Source organism: Sphingomonas glacialis, assembly GCF_014653575.1.
GTDB classification, from domain to species: domain Bacteria; phylum Pseudomonadota; class Alphaproteobacteria; order Sphingomonadales; family Sphingomonadaceae; genus Sphingomonas; species Sphingomonas glacialis.
Genome location: NZ_BNAQ01000009.1, coordinates 40,378 through 54,311 on the forward strand (window position 1 = coordinate 40,378; position 13,934 = coordinate 54,311).

At 63.0% G+C, this 13,934-nt stretch carries 16 protein-coding genes; 9 read left to right on the plus strand and 7 right to left on the minus strand.

Annotated features, from left to right (window positions below; all coding sequences use genetic code 11):
* Positions 1-115: 115 nt before the first annotated feature.
* Genes IE187_RS19270 through IE187_RS19280 form a run of 3 tightly spaced genes read right to left on the minus strand, consistent with a single transcriptional unit; the run spans position 116 to position 3,209 of the window.
* Positions 116-1,336: an MFS transporter gene (locus tag IE187_RS19270; RefSeq protein WP_229839555.1), complete on the minus strand. Its 1,221-nt coding sequence runs from the start codon at positions 1,334-1,336 to the stop codon at positions 116-118.
* Complete coding sequence (locus IE187_RS19275) at positions 1,333-2,586, minus strand: porin family protein (RefSeq protein ID WP_189677629.1); 1,254 nt, start codon at positions 2,584-2,586, stop codon at positions 1,333-1,335. Before IE187_RS19275 ends, IE187_RS19270 begins: the two co-directional genes overlap by 4 nt.
* Positions 2,583-3,209: a PepSY domain-containing protein gene (locus IE187_RS19280; RefSeq protein WP_308435302.1), complete on the minus strand. Its 627-nt coding sequence runs from the start codon at positions 3,207-3,209 to the stop codon at positions 2,583-2,585. The genes IE187_RS19275 and IE187_RS19280 overlap by 4 nt, the downstream gene beginning before the upstream one ends.
* Before the next feature lie 43 nt (positions 3,210-3,252).
* On the opposite strand from IE187_RS19280, the gene IE187_RS19285 reads away from it, so the two are divergent.
* The 5 genes from IE187_RS19285 (at position 3,253) to IE187_RS19305 (ending at position 7,887) form a co-directional block, all read left to right on the plus strand.
* Complete coding sequence (locus IE187_RS19285; RefSeq protein WP_189677631.1) at positions 3,253-3,786, plus strand: Chromate resistance protein ChrB; 534 nt, start codon at positions 3,253-3,255, stop codon at positions 3,784-3,786.
* A 232-nt stretch (positions 3,787-4,018) separates the two neighbouring features.
* Positions 4,019-5,251 carry a tyrosine-type recombinase/integrase gene (locus IE187_RS19290; RefSeq protein ID WP_189677632.1) on the plus strand — a complete coding sequence of 411 codons (1,233 nt, stop codon included), beginning with the start codon at positions 4,019-4,021 and terminating at the stop codon, positions 5,249-5,251.
* Positions 5,248-6,207: a tyrosine-type recombinase/integrase gene (locus tag IE187_RS19295; RefSeq protein WP_189677633.1), complete on the plus strand. Its 960-nt coding sequence runs from the start codon at positions 5,248-5,250 to the stop codon at positions 6,205-6,207. Before IE187_RS19290 ends, IE187_RS19295 begins: the two co-directional genes overlap by 4 nt.
* A complete protein-coding gene (locus IE187_RS19300) occupies positions 6,200-7,210 on the plus strand; it encodes a tyrosine-type recombinase/integrase (RefSeq protein WP_189677634.1) in 1,011 nt (336 codons plus the stop codon). The genes IE187_RS19295 and IE187_RS19300 overlap by 8 nt, the downstream gene beginning before the upstream one ends.
* A 506-nt stretch (positions 7,211-7,716) precedes the next feature.
* The gene (locus IE187_RS19305; protein ID WP_189677635.1) at positions 7,717-7,887 is read left to right on the plus strand and encodes a hypothetical protein; all 171 of its coding nucleotides are present in this window, start codon (positions 7,717-7,719) and stop codon (positions 7,885-7,887) included.
* Between the two features lie 141 nt (positions 7,888-8,028).
* Here the strand turns inward: IE187_RS19305 and IE187_RS19310 are convergent, their stop codons facing one another.
* Positions 8,029-8,355 (minus strand): hypothetical protein, encoded by a 327-nt coding sequence (locus IE187_RS19310; RefSeq protein WP_189677636.1) that lies wholly within the window; start codon positions 8,353-8,355, stop codon positions 8,029-8,031.
* Positions 8,356-8,601: 246 nt separating this feature from the next.
* Between IE187_RS19310 and IE187_RS19315 the strand changes: the two genes are divergently transcribed.
* The 3 genes from IE187_RS19315 (at position 8,602) to IE187_RS19325 (ending at position 9,702) form a co-directional block, all read left to right on the plus strand.
* Positions 8,602-8,994: a DUF3768 domain-containing protein gene (locus tag IE187_RS19315; RefSeq protein WP_189677637.1), complete on the plus strand. Its 393-nt coding sequence runs from the start codon at positions 8,602-8,604 to the stop codon at positions 8,992-8,994.
* Positions 8,995-9,057: 63 nt separating this feature from the next.
* A complete protein-coding gene (locus IE187_RS19320) occupies positions 9,058-9,267 on the plus strand; it encodes an antitoxin VbhA family protein (protein WP_189677638.1) in 210 nt (69 codons plus the stop codon).
* 291 nt (positions 9,268-9,558) lie between these two features.
* Positions 9,559-9,702 (plus strand): hypothetical protein, encoded by a 144-nt coding sequence (locus IE187_RS19325; RefSeq protein WP_189677639.1) that lies wholly within the window; start codon positions 9,559-9,561, stop codon positions 9,700-9,702.
* A gap of 40 nt (positions 9,703-9,742) precedes the next feature.
* Here IE187_RS19325 and IE187_RS19330 read toward each other — a convergent pair whose 3' ends face one another.
* Entirely contained in the window at positions 9,743-10,165 is a 423-nt protein-coding gene (locus tag IE187_RS19330) for a hypothetical protein (RefSeq protein WP_229839556.1), read from the minus strand.
* A gap of 465 nt (positions 10,166-10,630) precedes the next feature.
* Here IE187_RS19330 and IE187_RS19335 point away from each other — a divergent pair, with 465 nt between their 5' ends.
* Positions 10,631-11,122, plus strand: a complete 492-nt coding sequence (locus tag IE187_RS19335; RefSeq protein WP_189677641.1) for a Ros/MucR family transcriptional regulator — start codon at positions 10,631-10,633, stop codon at positions 11,120-11,122.
* Positions 11,123-11,619: 497 nt separating this feature from the next.
* On the opposite strand, the gene IE187_RS19340 is transcribed toward IE187_RS19335, so the two are convergent.
* Positions 11,620-12,882, minus strand: coding sequence for a Y-family DNA polymerase (locus IE187_RS19340; protein ID WP_189677642.1), 1,263 nt, complete (start codon positions 12,880-12,882; stop codon positions 11,620-11,622).
* A gap of 10 nt (positions 12,883-12,892) precedes the next feature.
* Positions 12,893-13,330 carry a LexA family protein gene (locus IE187_RS19345; protein WP_189677643.1) on the minus strand — a complete coding sequence of 146 codons (438 nt, stop codon included), beginning with the start codon at positions 13,328-13,330 and terminating at the stop codon, positions 12,893-12,895.
* Positions 13,331-13,934: the final 604 nt, after the last annotated feature.

Below are 13,934 nucleotides of genomic sequence, written 5' to 3' on the forward strand. Positions count from 1 at the left end.
AGACCTCGAGGTCAGCTCGGCGCTACGTGATCTCCCGACATCGGACGGGCACAAATCTACGCTAACAGACCAACCCAGCGGTCATCCACGCAAGCTGCCGCGTGCATGTGCGCATTCACATCCTTCTTAGGCAACCGGAAGTCCCGACCTTGCTGATTACTGTGACCGCCGCAGCGAGCGTCGCAAGCGCTGCCCCAGCCGCAAACGTGGCCGTAGGTCCAAACTCCTCCCACAATACGCCCGCAAGCGCGCTGGCGAACAAGAGCGCGGTTCCCGTCACCAGATTGAAGATGCCAAACGCCGTGCCGCGAAGGTCGGCCGGCGCGGTGTCGGCAACGAGCGCCGATAAGAGCCCTTGAGTGAGACCCATGAATAAGCCCCACAGCGCGACACCGACAAACAGCCCAACGAGGCCTGGTAAAAATGCCAGCACAAGGTCAGCCCCGATCAGCACGCCCAATCCGACGCCGAGCACGGCGCGTCGCCCGATCCGGTCGGACAGCGAGCCGGCCGGGGTGGCTACGATCGCATAGACCAGATTCATCGCCACCATGACGAGCGGCACCAACGCGATCGGAAGTCCCGCCTGCTGGCCCTTCAGTACAAGGAACGCCTCGCTGAACCGAGCCAGCGTGAACGCCGCGCCTATGGCGACCGTCCACCAATAGGCCGGACTCATTCGAGCCAGGTCGGCGCGCTTGATCGGCCATCCCTTCTGCCCGCTGGGCTTCGTGCCAGCCGGCTCCTGCACCCCGTAAATCATGAAAAGCATAGCGATAATCGCTGGGACAACCGCCCACCAGAATACGGCACGAAAGTCATTGGCGTAAGCCGCCATCAATACGATGGCGAGCGACGGCCCGGCGAAAGCCCCCACAGTGTCGAGCGCTTGGCGAACGCCGAACGCCGTTCCTCGGATCGCGGCCGGGGTGATGTCCGCTACCAAGGCATCACGCGGTGCAGTGCGGATGCCCTTGCCGACGCGATCGAAAAACCGTGCGCCAAATACCGCGCCAACAGATCCTGCCAAGGGAAAGACGGGCTTGGTGATCGCGGAAAGGCCGTAGCCGACGACCGCAAGCAATTTGCGCTTGCCGAGCCGGTCGGAAAGCACGCCTGAGAACACCCGCGCGATTGACGCCGTGGCTTCGGCTACCCCCTCGATCAATCCGACTGCGGCGACGCTCGCGCCAAGCGAGCCGACCAGGAAAAGCGGTAGCAGACTGTGTATCAGCTCAGAGGACATATCCATGAACATCGCAACAAAGCCGAGTGCGATGACGCTGCGGGGCACGGCGCGCCAGCCTTTCGGCACGAGATCGATCTGACCGCTCAATGCCTGATGTACTGCTGTAAGCTGACGCGGAATCCGATACGCACCTCATTGGCGCTGCGTCGGTCGGTGACGATCGCCGTCGGCCCCGTGATCGTGCTGTGGCCATATTCGAGATGGAGACTGGCGAGTTTGCGCGTGTAGGGCAGGTTGTAGTTGAACCCTGTGCGGATCGCCTGTTGGGTTGCGCGCCGCGCGATCTGGTCGGCACCCAGGCTTACCACGTCAAACCGAGCGAACAGATCGAGGTCACCGGTCCGGGGCGCGTCGAATAGCGAGACCTGCCCCATAACATAGCCACCATACACGTCGCTGCGGCTTTCGGAGAAGCGCGAGGAGATGCCTTCGGCCTCGATCGTCGTGGGGTGCCCGGCAATGGGAAAGGTATAGGCGATATCAGCCTCGCCTGTGGTCTTGGTGCCGGTCGCAGCCAGACCGCCTACGGCTGCAAAGCCGATGGCTGTCGCCAGATTGAAAGTACGGTCACGGATGCCGGTCGTCCGATCGACGGCGAAGCCGGCCGTGAGTTTCCTGCCGCCCTTGTCGTCGCTGACCGGGGTCAGCACGATCTTGGCTGCGACCGCGCGGCCGAACGAGAAGTTGACCTGTTGGGCGTTCAATCCGCCTCGATTGTCACCGATTGAACCTAACAGCGTTACCGTGGGCGATAACATCTTCTGCACCTGAACACCGAGCTGCGCGCCAAAGGTGTTGGTAGAACCGTGCTCCTCAAGGATCAGCGAGCGATTGATCGTCGGGAGATTACCCGACGATAGATTGTCGTCGCGTGACAGGATGCTGGTGTTGTGCCCGAACAGCACACGGAATTTGGCGGGATCATCGGCGTCCTGCACTGCCACGAACAGGTTCTCGAAATCGTGGCTATTGAGCGTGCCCGCCAGACCAGGATTGATGCCAAAGGCGTTCGTGTCGGTCAGGTCGATTTCATAGACCCCGGCGATGCGCAGATGATCGCTGATGCGCGGCAAGTCGATCTCCGCGCCCTGCCGGACACGCCGGAAATAATCGGGTCCTCCGGGGTCGATCAGCCGTTCGGCGAACCCCCATGCGGTCAGCCGAAAGTCACCCGCCTGGTAGACGATTCCTACATCTGGTTTGAACGACAGCCCCTGCTTGGCCGGCGCTGGAACCTCGGGTTGCGGCGTCGCGTCGCCTGCCGTGCCGGTCGTTTGCGAGGCTGCTGGCGTGGCGGCAAGCAACCCCGCGACCATGACGGCCCGTGCGGCTTTCACCAGAGATACCGTCGCCAGCCGGTCAGCCTCGACGCCGAACCCTTCTGCCGCGCGCGATACATTTTGATGTAGAGCCACACCCCGGTCAGCGTCATCGCGACCAGCCCAAGGCCCCATAGCAGCCCCAGGAACTTGCCCCCGTCGCCGATGATCTCGCCCGAATGAAGTCGGATCAACCAATCCTCGCCGTCGGGCTCGTCAGACAGGATGGCGGCCGTAGCGACGCCGACCGCGACCTTGCGCGGGTCGGCTCCGTCGAGGTGGAACACGAATGCCGGGGTTGGTGCCTTGATCTGCCAATCCACCCCTGCGATCGGACGATTGCCGTAGCGCGCGAGAAGCACTGCTCGCGCGTGGTCGAGAGCGGCCGGATCGAGCCCGGTTGGCTTCGCAAGCGATAACGGCGACACGATCGACGCCGCTGCTTCCTTTGCCGCTTCTTCCGACCCGAATATCTGCTGATATTGGAGCGCGACGCCGGTGATCGACACCAACAGGAATAGAACGGCCGCGCCGATCCCCAGCCAGCGGTGAAATTGACGGGCGGTCAGCCGGGTTTTGCGTTTCACTGGCTGCATGACCGTCCTCCCTCGGTGTAATGCAACACCTATTACATCATCTATATGGGCTTTGCCATCGGTGCAACAGGTGTAACATTAAACGACCATGACGCTTCGTTGGCTACTTTTCCTGGGTCACCTCCCTGCTACCTCGTCCAGCGCACGGGTCGCGCTCTGGCGTCGCCTACGCGCAGCCGGTGCCGCCAGTCTCGAACACGGCACGTGGGTACTGCCCGAAAGTGAGGCGCACGCTACGCTGTTCGCTGATCTGGCCAACACGGTCCGTCAACAGGGGGGCAGTGTGTCGATCTTCGCCGGCAATGTCGTGGGTGGGGACGACGAAGCCATCGCACGGTTCCGCTCCGATCGGGCACGTGAGTACGACGAATTCCATAACCGCGCTGATGCGCTCTTGGCCGAAGTCGCCAAAGAAACCGCCGCGGGTAAATTCATGTTCGCGGAGTTGGAAGAAATCGAGGACGATTTCGAGAAACAGCGGGCATGGCTCGCCAAAATTGAGGTCCGCGATTTTTTCAAGGATGCCCGGTCGGAACAGGCCAGATCCAAACTGGCGGAATGTGGTGAGGCGCTCCAGGTTTTCTCGCGTCTGGTCTATGAGAACGAGGGCGCTGAAAAGTAATGCTCGACACACTGCGCGAGATCGGGCGGGTTGAACGCACCTAATTCAAGCGCGCTTGGTGAGCGATCCCGCCGGGGAGCCGCATACTCACCCGCATCGCCACGACCCGACAACTCAAAGTCACCCGCATTACCCAGCTTCACACCGTGGCCAAGCTGATTTAAGATTTGAGGCGTTTGAAACTCGAGAAAGCAAAGGCTCTGCTCGATCTCCCTCAACAGGAGTTCGAACTATGGCTACACCTCTCTCACTTCAACTTCGCATCGATGACACGGACAACGCGTTCGCGGCGGTGATCGAAAGCTACGACGGGCAACTGCAGGCCGGTCGATATGGCCTTAGACGTCGCCGTTATCTCGCAAGCGTCATTCACTTTGGGCAGTGGCTTAGCGACCAAGGTCTCTCGATTAATCGCCTCGACGAACACCTGATCGCCAAGTTCCTGTCGGAGCACCTGCCACAGTGTTCATGCCAGCGGCCGGTGCCGCTCCGAATGATCGAGGTCAGAGCCGCACTTAATATCATGCTTCGTCTCCTGCGAACGCAGGGAATAGTCGCCGTTCCGTTCAAGGATGATATCGGGCGCGAACTCGCTGGCTTCGATACGAAGATGGTCGAGGTCTGGGGACTGTCGAAAGGTACCCGCGACCATCGCTGCCGGATCATCCGCCGGTTGCTCAAGAGTCAGTTTGGGACGGGTCCGATCGCAACGACACAACTCCGTCCGCCGGCGATCCGGGCGTTCGTAATCGGCGATGCTGGCTGGAGCACGAGCACGATCCGGGTCATGGCCGGTGCCGTCCGCTGCTATCTCCGGCACCGCCAGCTGCTTGGCGACGATGTTCGTGATCTGCTTCGCGCCGTGCCGCGGCCGGCGTACTGGCGGGACGCGGCATTGCCGGAAGCGCTCTCGCCGGACGAGTTGAACCAACTCTTGCACGCGTTCGACGCGCCTTGTCCCTCGCGCAGGCGCGGTTACGCTATGGTTCGCTGCCTCGCCGACCTTGGGCTTAGATGCAGCGAGATCGTCGCGCTGCGGCTGGATGATATAGGCTGGCAGGAAGGAACGGTGCGGATCGGCGCCGGTAAGGCGCGTCGTGCGGACGTGCTGCCGCTGCCGCAAGCGACCGGGGAAGCGATCGCCGACTATCTGCTGCACGAGCGACCGACGACGAGCCGGCGAGAGGTGTTCGTCCGGCATGTAGCCCCGCTAGGCGAGCCGGTCGGACGACGCGTTGTTCAGCAAGCTGTCCACGCCGCCTACCGGCGACTTGGCTGGGAACGAACGAGGGTCCACATCCTTCGCCACACGCTCGGCAGTCGGCTCGTCAACGCCGGCACACCGATGAAGCAGATCGCGGACCTGCTCCGTCATCGCAGCATCGTCACCTCCGCGATCTACACTCGGGTCGACGCTACGCGGCTATCGGCTGTCGCACTGCCCTGGCCGGGGGACGCGGCATGAGCGCCCCCTCCACGATGCTGGTGCGGGCACAGGAATACCTCGCCGAGCGCCGCCATCTTGGCTTCGAGCTCGACCGATCCGGCAGCCTTACCCTGGCGTTCGCCCGCTTCGCCGACGCCAGCGGCCATGTCGGCCCGCTTGCCGTGCAGATCGTCCTGCGATGGGCCAAAGAGGGCGCAGCACGCGCTGACCCATTTACCTGGGCTGGGCGGGTTGCTGTACTCAGGCCGTTCGCCCGGCATCTTGCCGATCGCGATCCGAGCACCCGGTTCCCGGAGGACTCACCGTTCGGATGCTCGCACCGACGGCTCGCTCCCCACATCTACTCGTCCGCCGAAATCGAGTCGCTGATCGCGGCCGCGAAGCGGCTCCCCGGCGGGTTGACGCCCGCAACCTTCGCTACGCTGTTCGGGCTGCTTGCCGCGTCCGGCATGCGTATCTCCGAGGCGCTTCGGCTGAGCATTCACGATATCGGTGACATCCAAACGCAGATTACCGTGCATCACTCGAAGTTCCAGCGGAGCCGGCTCGTACCGCTACACCCGACCGCCACGGCGGCGCTGAGAGCCTATTTGCGCATCCGGGCCAAGCACGGATCGATGGAGGGCAGCACGCCGCTGTTCCTTCTTGAGCAAACCGGCGAGCGCCTCACCTATGGAAACGTCAGGTCAGTGTTCGGCCGGCTTGCTGCTGAGCTTGGCATCCAGGCCCGCGGCGGCCATCAGGTCATCCGCATCCACGACCTGCGACATAGCTTCATCTGCCGTCGCCTGATGCTTTGGCAGCAAAACGGCGCCGACATCGGCAACGCGATGATGGCGCTCTCGACCTATGTCGGGCACGTCAACCTCGGCGACACTTACTGGTACCTGCAGGCGGTGCCGGACCTGATGGCGATCGCCGGGAGCCGGTTCGAGGCGCTAAGCGCCAAGGATGCTGAGGTGCGTCATGGCTGACTCTCTCGCACCCCCCTCCTTCCCGGCGCTGCTCCAGCGGTTCTTCACGGAATACCTGCGCGAGCAGCGGGCGGTCAGCCCTAGCACAGTCGCCGCATATCGCGACACGTTCCGGCTTATGCTCCTGTTCGCGCAGAGGACGATCGGGAAGTCACCGACCGAGCTTGCGCTCGCCGATATCGATGGGACGCTGATCCTCGCGTTCCTTGACCATCTCGAGCGCGAGCGCAGCAACAGCGTGCGCAGCCGCAACGCGCGCCTGTCGGCGATCCGTTCGTTCCTGAAGTACGCCGCCCATCAGGATCTGACGGCGCTCGCCACCATCGAACATGGCTTGGCAGTACCGCAGAAGCGGTCCGACCAGAACGTGCTCGGCTTCCTGACGCGACCTGAGATGGAGGCGATTATTGCAGCGCCAGACCCGCAAAGCTGGGCCGGACGGCGAGATCGCGCGCTGTTCACCCTGCTCTACAACACAGGCGCGCGCGTATCGGAGATCATCGATCTTCGAGTCGGCGACGTCGTACTCGACGTATCGCCTGTAGCGCACCTCCGTGGAAAGGGTCGGAAGCGACGAAGCGTGCCGATCTGGAAGACGACTGCTGCCACGTTGCGGCAATGGCAGCGCCACCTGCCCAGGGCCTGCGAAAACGATCCGCTGTTCCCGAACAGCTCTGGCGGAAGGCTGTCGCGGTCCAGTGTCACTCAGCGCCTCGCACTCGCGGTTACGAGCGCGTCCCGGTCGCTACCCCAGCTGGGCGGGAAGCCGATCTCGCCTCATACCATCCGTCACACGACCGCGATGCACCTGCTTCAGGCGGGTGTGGACATCACCGTCATCGCGCTCTGGCTCGGGCACGAAAGCCCGACAACGACGCACATCTATCTGGAGGCGGACCTCGCGATGAAGGAAGCAGCGCTCAGTCGGTTGGAGCCGACTGCCGCCACGCCGGGACGCTATCGTGCCCCGGATCGGCTGATGGCGTTCCTTCAAGCGCTCTGATTATGCGCAGCCCGGCCGGGCAATAACCCGGCCGGAACCGCGTTCCGATCGACCCATCTACATAATCTCGAACGGATCATAATCGTTGTTATGCCGATCTGCGCATAACAACGAATACGACCCCTTCGCCTGACCAGATGGGGGCCGAAAGGCCCCCGCGCCTTCGTCAGGCGCAAAGGTCTAGGGCCAGGCCGGCCATCGAGCCCGTCCCACCACCCCGCGCTTTCCGGCGCAAAAGAGAGGGGCCAAGCCGGGTATCGAGCCCGCCTCGTCCCCGCGCTACGCGCAGCTGCGGCACCTGTGGGAGAACTGCTCATTCGTGTCGTCGTAGTATGACATGGATGCGGCGATTGCCTCAAGGATGTGCGGTTCCCCCAATTTGCTCACGCAAATCGGCTCCCCCACGCCCCGCTGGCGCGGCCGCTTTACGCGGTCCCTGACCCGATCGCCCGGAGCCCATGTCCCGGTACTCCCGCACAATTTCGTGCCAACAACGGGAGAAGCCTATGCAAGTCGATCTGTATCAAACACTCAAATCCATCAAGGTAACCGACGATCAGGCAAAGCTGGTGGTAGCCAGCATCGAGGAGTATATCGACGACATGGTTGGAGACGCGACAAAGCCGCTTTCCACGAGAAGATCGACGGCCTGCAACGGTCGCTCGATACGCACATGAAAACCCAGACATGGGTCATAAGCATCATCGGCTTTACCATCGTGGCCCTGACCGCGATCGGAACGCTGGTGTCGATTCTGCGGCACTAAGACGAGGGGGCTCCGGCCCCCTTTTTTGCTCACCGCGTACTGTTGCCGACGATCAACTCCACGCCGTCCTGACGGGCGGCAGCTCCTCGAATGCTTCGAGCAGCCTGGGTTCCCGCAGCAGCGTCGTCCACTGCCCCCCATAGGTCCGTGACGCCAGATAGAAGGTCGAACCGTAGCACTCGACCATCCGGCAACGCTCCAGCTTGTCGACCAGCGAATAGTTGGCACCGTGGCGGGCGACGACATCTTCCATCTCGACGCGCATCAATGTCCCGCATTGACAGCAGCGCGAGCGAACCAGCGCTTTCATCCGCAACATCGTGCCGGCGTTCTCCATCCAGCGGGGCCACAGGGCAACGATGTTGGTAGACGTTTCCATGGCCGCGACGATAGTCCTCCCGGTCGGGGATCGCCAGCGGTTTGGGGTCGGCCGGTCTCCAACTCGCCGCCATCCCAAGGGGCCTTTCGGGCTCCTGCGTCCTCGCCGAGGCGCTTTCACGCGCAAGTCCGCCACGCGGACTTCTCCACTGCGTTTCGACCCTACGGGTGCGCGAGCCAGCTATGCCTTGGCGGTCCTGTCGCCGGTCGAAGGCCCCGATTGGCGGGGTCAGACAAGGAGACCGACATGGCCGACCAGACCTTCACATCCGAGCGCCCCAAGGGCGGGCCGACCGAGATCGCGCGGCTCAACGACTGGCTACGCGCACATATCACTGCCCCAGTTAACAACCGCATCGTGATGACGAGCGGTATCGCCGACCTGATCGGAGACGTCAGTATCTTTCGTGGATTCCGCAAGCGCGCCGAGCTGATCCGCACCGTACGTGACTACGACCGCTTCGATGACGCCATCAACCCGCACGGCGAGCGCGACATGGGCCGGTTCGAATTCGAAGGCACCGCCTGCTACTGGAAGATCGACTACTACGACCTCGACCTGATCGGGGGTTCGGAGGATCCGGCCGATCCGTTTCAGACCACGCGCGTCCTCACCATCATGCGCGTCGACGAACGATGATGCACACCGCCCCGACGCGCCCAGCCGTCGGGGCTTTTCCCCATCTCCCGAAAGGATCGCATCATGACCGTCGAAACGATCAATCAGATTAGCGCAACCGAGCGCGCACGCCGTCACCGTGAGGTGGACTTCGCACGCGGCAACGTCCGCCACGAAGGCGGCATCCTCTCCGAGGAGATCGAGCAGCTCAATGCCCGCTACATCGCCGGTGAAATCGACAGCGACGCGCTGACCGGTGCGATCCTGGCATCGCAGACCGTCCAGCTCCCTTGATGGCGCGGAGGTAGAAGGGAGTGCGCTGTGTGGCGGCCTCCCCTGCCCCACCACCGTCGGAAAGGCTCTGTCGTCGACGCCGTTCCATCGTGACGACCGGGCGGGGCCGGCGTCAAGGATGCGCGGTGCCCCCAATTTTGACGCGGCCTCCGTTTTCGCTGCGCTGCACTACGGCCACGACAAAATCGGCACCCCCACGCCCCGCTTCGCGGCCGCTTGCGCGGTCCTGTGACCCCGACCCCGCCCGATCGTCAGCCCGCCTCTGTCTCAAGCGAACAGAAGGAGGATCAGATGAACATTCAAACCGCACGCACCCAAGCATGGCTCGCGGACCTGGCCAGCATCCAAGCGGAGATCGCGATACACGGGATGCCCGCGGCACCCCGGCCCGCTCGCAAACGGACCCGCAAGCTCAAGCCGCTTTGGGAAGAGTGACCGAGACGGGGCGGCGCTGCCGCCCCGCTCTCGTCATGTCTCACACCGCTCGATGCGCCAGCACCTCGCGGATCCCGCGCGCGCAGCCCTCGGGGAATCCCTGCACATATCCGATCAGAAACGCGGTGAAGCCAATCCCGATCAGCGCCGCGATACCAAGCACGACGAGCTGCGGCAGCGACGCCCGTTGATGCAATGGTGTCCTCGCAGGAGGCGTCATTCTCCGCTGATGCGCCCGCTGCAACGTTCGAACCGCGGCGATCATCTCCTCGACCAGGAGCATGTTGTGTCGCGAGATTTCTCCAACATCGACGATCAGCTCCCGCGATGCGACAGCCGCATATTCAAACGTCAGCTCCGGTGTATCCACGAGACCGCTTAGTCCCGAACTTCGCTGATGCAGTTGCAACAATCCCGTCTCGATTTCGAGCAGAACGGCTTCTTCAAGGTCCGGTTTACTCACCTTCACTCCGCGGCTTTGATGGTTTCGCCTTATGGACCGTCCTGACCGCAAAACCTATGTCGCGGGCGTCGCCCCGCCCTATGGGCGGTGCCGGGCTCTATTCCGCTCGGCGCTCCACCGAGCCCCTTCGGGTCTCAGCCCTTCGGGTGACGATCCCTGACGTGAACCTGCCGGATTGAACCGCTGCCTGGCCTGCTACCATTGCATCGATTGCACTTGCGACCGTCTGTTCGCAGGGGCAGCAAAGTGCGGCCTTTCAGGCACCCTCTCTTAAAACTTCCAGGCCGTCCTTTGGGAGGCCTTTTTTGTTTGAAAGATTCCCTCTACCGCGGGGTCTAGCGGCCTACCGGAATCTTGCCGGCATGATCGACACGCGCCGCTAGCTTTGCCGAAGCTGCGGTCTCGGCCGGCTTGGGGCGGGATCGCTCATAGATCGGCGCGACAATACAAACAGGGAACTGGAATATGGACGAGAAGACTGACCGGATCGCGTTGGCGGCCGAGCTTACCGCCGCGTGGCTTGCGAACCCGAATACCCGACCCGAAGCCGATGCCGTTCCGGCTTTCCTCGCCTCCATGCACGCGGCTCTTGTGAAGCTGGACGCCCCGGCCGAGGCTGATCGCCAATCCGAGGCGCGAAGCGAGGCGGAATATCCACCAGCGACCACTGCGCGGAAATCGCTGGCGTCGCCCGACCACATAATATCGATGATCGACGGAAAGCCGTACCGTACCCTACGACGGCATCTCAGCCGCAACGGGCTTACGCCCGAGGAGTACCGCGCCCGCTACAATCTCAAATCCGATTATCCGATGGTAGCGCCGGCCTACAGCGAGGTACGTCGCGCGATGGCAAAACAAATCGGCCTTGGGCGAAAGACCAAGACGGCAGAGGTAGAGGCAGCATCGCCAGCGCCGACACCTCGGCGCAAGCTCAAGGTCGCAACGCCTGCGTAAGTCAGGATCCCAAGCGACCGTCCGTCGCGCGATCGTGAAAACAAATACTGCGCGAAATTGCGCGCTCGCTGTGTGATACCCTTGGGTTACAGCGATGAGGAGTTCACAGCCCCTGCCGCAAATCATGTCACCCAAGGAGGTGATATTGATTTGACCATGTATGAAACCGCAATGGTCGTGCTGACTGGGTAATTCGCTAGTCGTCGCGATCGTCACGCTGGGCGGGAAGTAATTTCGGCTTAGCGGGGGGCGGAGGTCTCACAGGGCCTTCGCCCCTTTTTCGAAGAAAAAGGCCGGCGCTGTTGACAGCGCCAGCCCCGGAAGTTTGAACCCGTCGCGTTCACAGCGCGACGGATTCAGGTCAGTGACACCGATCTGACTCGATGAAACCGCACCCCCCATATACGCCATTCATCCTGAAAATCTAATTTCAGGATGGATAGGCCTGGCGCCTGAGTGGAAATGTCCCTTCGTAGAACCCGCTCCCTCCCCCGCACCTATCGGGCTACCGGTATCTCCCCGATCCGCGTCGTCCATGCCGGACTTTTCTGGCTCCGCTTCGTATCGAACCCGCGCGCGCCGAACCCCTGCGCTGCGATTCCGACCGTCCCGCGGCCGAACCGATCGTTGAGCCCGTCCATGGCTGCGAGCAACCCGGGCGCACGCGGATCCTCGACGGCGAAGAGATCCCCCTGCCCCGCGCCCTGCGGCAGCAGCTCCTCGAGCAGGACGCCGCACTTCGTATAGACGCCCCCGGGCTGATACATCGCCTCCATCATCTTAGCCGCCAAGCCGGCGATGATGCGCGGATCGTTGCTGGGCGGCGACATCCGGGTCTGCCGGCTCGCCGAGGGCGGATTGGGCCGGTAGCGCGAGCCGTGCGCGAACACGATCAGCCGTGTTGCCACCAGTCCTTGGTGGCGGATCTTCTCGACCGCGCGCACCGCGCGCCGCACCATCGCCTCGCGAAGCTCCGCGAGGTCCGTCACCGGCGCGCCGAACTGGCGTGTTACCGCCGTCGCCTTGCTGGCTTCCGGCTCTGGCGTGAAGTCGTCGCATTCGACGCCGTTCAATTCGCGCACCAGGCGCTCGAGAACGACCGTGCCGACATCACGCGCGGACGCGGGTGCCATTGCCACGAGGTCGGCTGTCGTGCGGATTCCTAGCGGATGCAGTCGCGCCGCCAGCGCCGAACCAATCCCCCACACCTCCTTGACCGGCCACTTTGCAAACAGCCGCGCGCGTAGCTCGGTGTCGTGGAGGTCCACGACACCATCCCAGATCTTCTCGGTCGCCTTCGCCAAAGCGTTGGCGACCTTCGATAATGCGCGCGTCGGGCCAAGCCCGATCCGCGTCGGAAGGCCGGTCTGGCGCAGGATTGCCGCGCGCAGCTTATGCGCGGCCGCCACATTCCCCAGGCCGTTGGGCAGGACAGGCAGACGGTAAAAACTCTCGTCGATCGAGTAGATCTCGATCAGGTCGCTATGCTCCGCGATCACGGCATTGAAGCGCCGATTCATGTCAGCATAGAGTTCGTAATTGGAGGATCGGACCTCGATCCCATGCCGCTTGATGATGTCACGGATCTTGAAGAGTGGATCGCCCATCTTGATGTGGAGGGCCTTGGCCTCCTCGCTCCGCGCGATCGCACAGCCGTCGTTGTTCGACAGCACGATAACCGGCACGCGCCGTAGCTTCGGGTCAAAGACCCTCTCCGACGAGACGTAGAAGTTGCTGACGTCGACAATCGCGTGGGTCATCGGCGCGCGCCTATCGCTGGTAGTCGCGGACGGCTGCCCGCACGACGCCCCATATTTCCGTCTGGTCGTCGGCGATCTGCTCCGGGTAGCTCTGCCGGCTGTTACGCGCCTCGAGGTACGGTACCCCTGCCCGGTGAACGAGCTGGCGGCAGACGAAACCGCCAGCAAGCACGGCGATCACGATGTGACCGCTGCGCGGCGCGACATCGCGATCGACCACCACGACGTCGCGATCGGCGATGCCGGCGTCGACCATGCTCGTCCCATCGATCCGGAAGACGAAGCTGGCGGCTCTGTTGAGCCGCAGCAGCTCAACCAGGTTGATAGCGTCCTCCTCCCAGTCCTGGGCGGGTGACGGAAAGCCAGCTCCCGCTACGCCGATTGGCTTCAGCCGGAGCCCCGGCGCCATCACGGCGAGCGGGACCGGCTGCGCGATCGGCAGCAACATGATCTGAATCCCTAACTCGTTGGCCCTCATAACGCTCAAGAGAACAGATTGGGAACAGAAGATCGTGCGGTTCGTCGCTTTCGCGCGCGCGGATTGAGTATGTCGCGGTGACGAGCGACCCGTCATAGGGTGGCCTGATGTGTATCCGACCCCGATATGATGGCGAGCCCGAAGCGCTGTGGGGGCCTGCCGCGAAAGCTCTTTAACAAGCGCGCCCCGCGATAATCGGTTCAGCCCGGCCGAGCTGCGCCAGCTTTTGCTCATCCCGTCACACCTGGCGTCGTCCAACGCTCGAGATCACCGTCATCTGATTCATCGCACCGTCGCTAACACCGGTCCAAACACCGTCGCTGCACCAGTGCTACGTCAACCGATCACCGGTCGCCGGGAGGGCGGTCCCCACGGGAGGGGTACCATTGCAATTGCCTGGGGGCGATCCTGCGCGAGGAGCCCCAGGGGCCGCGATAACTGCAGCTGAACAACTCTTTCCTTTTGTGCGTCCGAAACGTACCTGCCCCGCATGAATCTAGCCGGATCAATTCTCGAAAATGTCAAAAACGCGGCCTCCAGCGCTCGGCGCCTGCGCGGCCATCCCGTCTACAAA

Coding starts and splice junctions, on each gene's coding strand:
- IE187_RS19285 (WP_189677631.1), top strand. CDS start 3,253: ATGACGCTTCGTTGGCTACTTTTCCTGGGTCACCTCCCTGCTACCTCG.
- IE187_RS19290 (WP_189677632.1), top strand. CDS start 4,019: ATGGCTACACCTCTCTCACTTCAACTTCGCATCGATGACACGGACAAC.
- IE187_RS19295 (WP_189677633.1), top strand. CDS start 5,248: ATGAGCGCCCCCTCCACGATGCTGGTGCGGGCACAGGAATACCTCGCC.
- IE187_RS19300 (WP_189677634.1), top strand. CDS start 6,200: ATGGCTGACTCTCTCGCACCCCCCTCCTTCCCGGCGCTGCTCCAGCGG.
- IE187_RS19305 (WP_189677635.1), top strand. CDS start 7,717: ATGCAAGTCGATCTGTATCAAACACTCAAATCCATCAAGGTAACCGAC.
- IE187_RS19310 (WP_189677636.1), bottom strand. CDS start 8,355: ATGGAAACGTCTACCAACATCGTTGCCCTGTGGCCCCGCTGGATGGAG.
- IE187_RS19315 (WP_189677637.1), top strand. CDS start 8,602: ATGGCCGACCAGACCTTCACATCCGAGCGCCCCAAGGGCGGGCCGACC.
- IE187_RS19320 (WP_189677638.1), top strand. CDS start 9,058: ATGACCGTCGAAACGATCAATCAGATTAGCGCAACCGAGCGCGCACGC.
- IE187_RS19325 (WP_189677639.1), top strand. CDS start 9,559: ATGAACATTCAAACCGCACGCACCCAAGCATGGCTCGCGGACCTGGCC.
- IE187_RS19335 (WP_189677641.1), top strand. CDS start 10,631: ATGGACGAGAAGACTGACCGGATCGCGTTGGCGGCCGAGCTTACCGCC.
- IE187_RS19340 (WP_189677642.1), bottom strand. CDS start 12,882: ATGACCCACGCGATTGTCGACGTCAGCAACTTCTACGTCTCGTCGGAG.
- IE187_RS19345 (WP_189677643.1), bottom strand. CDS start 13,330: ATGTTGCTGCCGATCGCGCAGCCGGTCCCGCTCGCCGTGATGGCGCCG.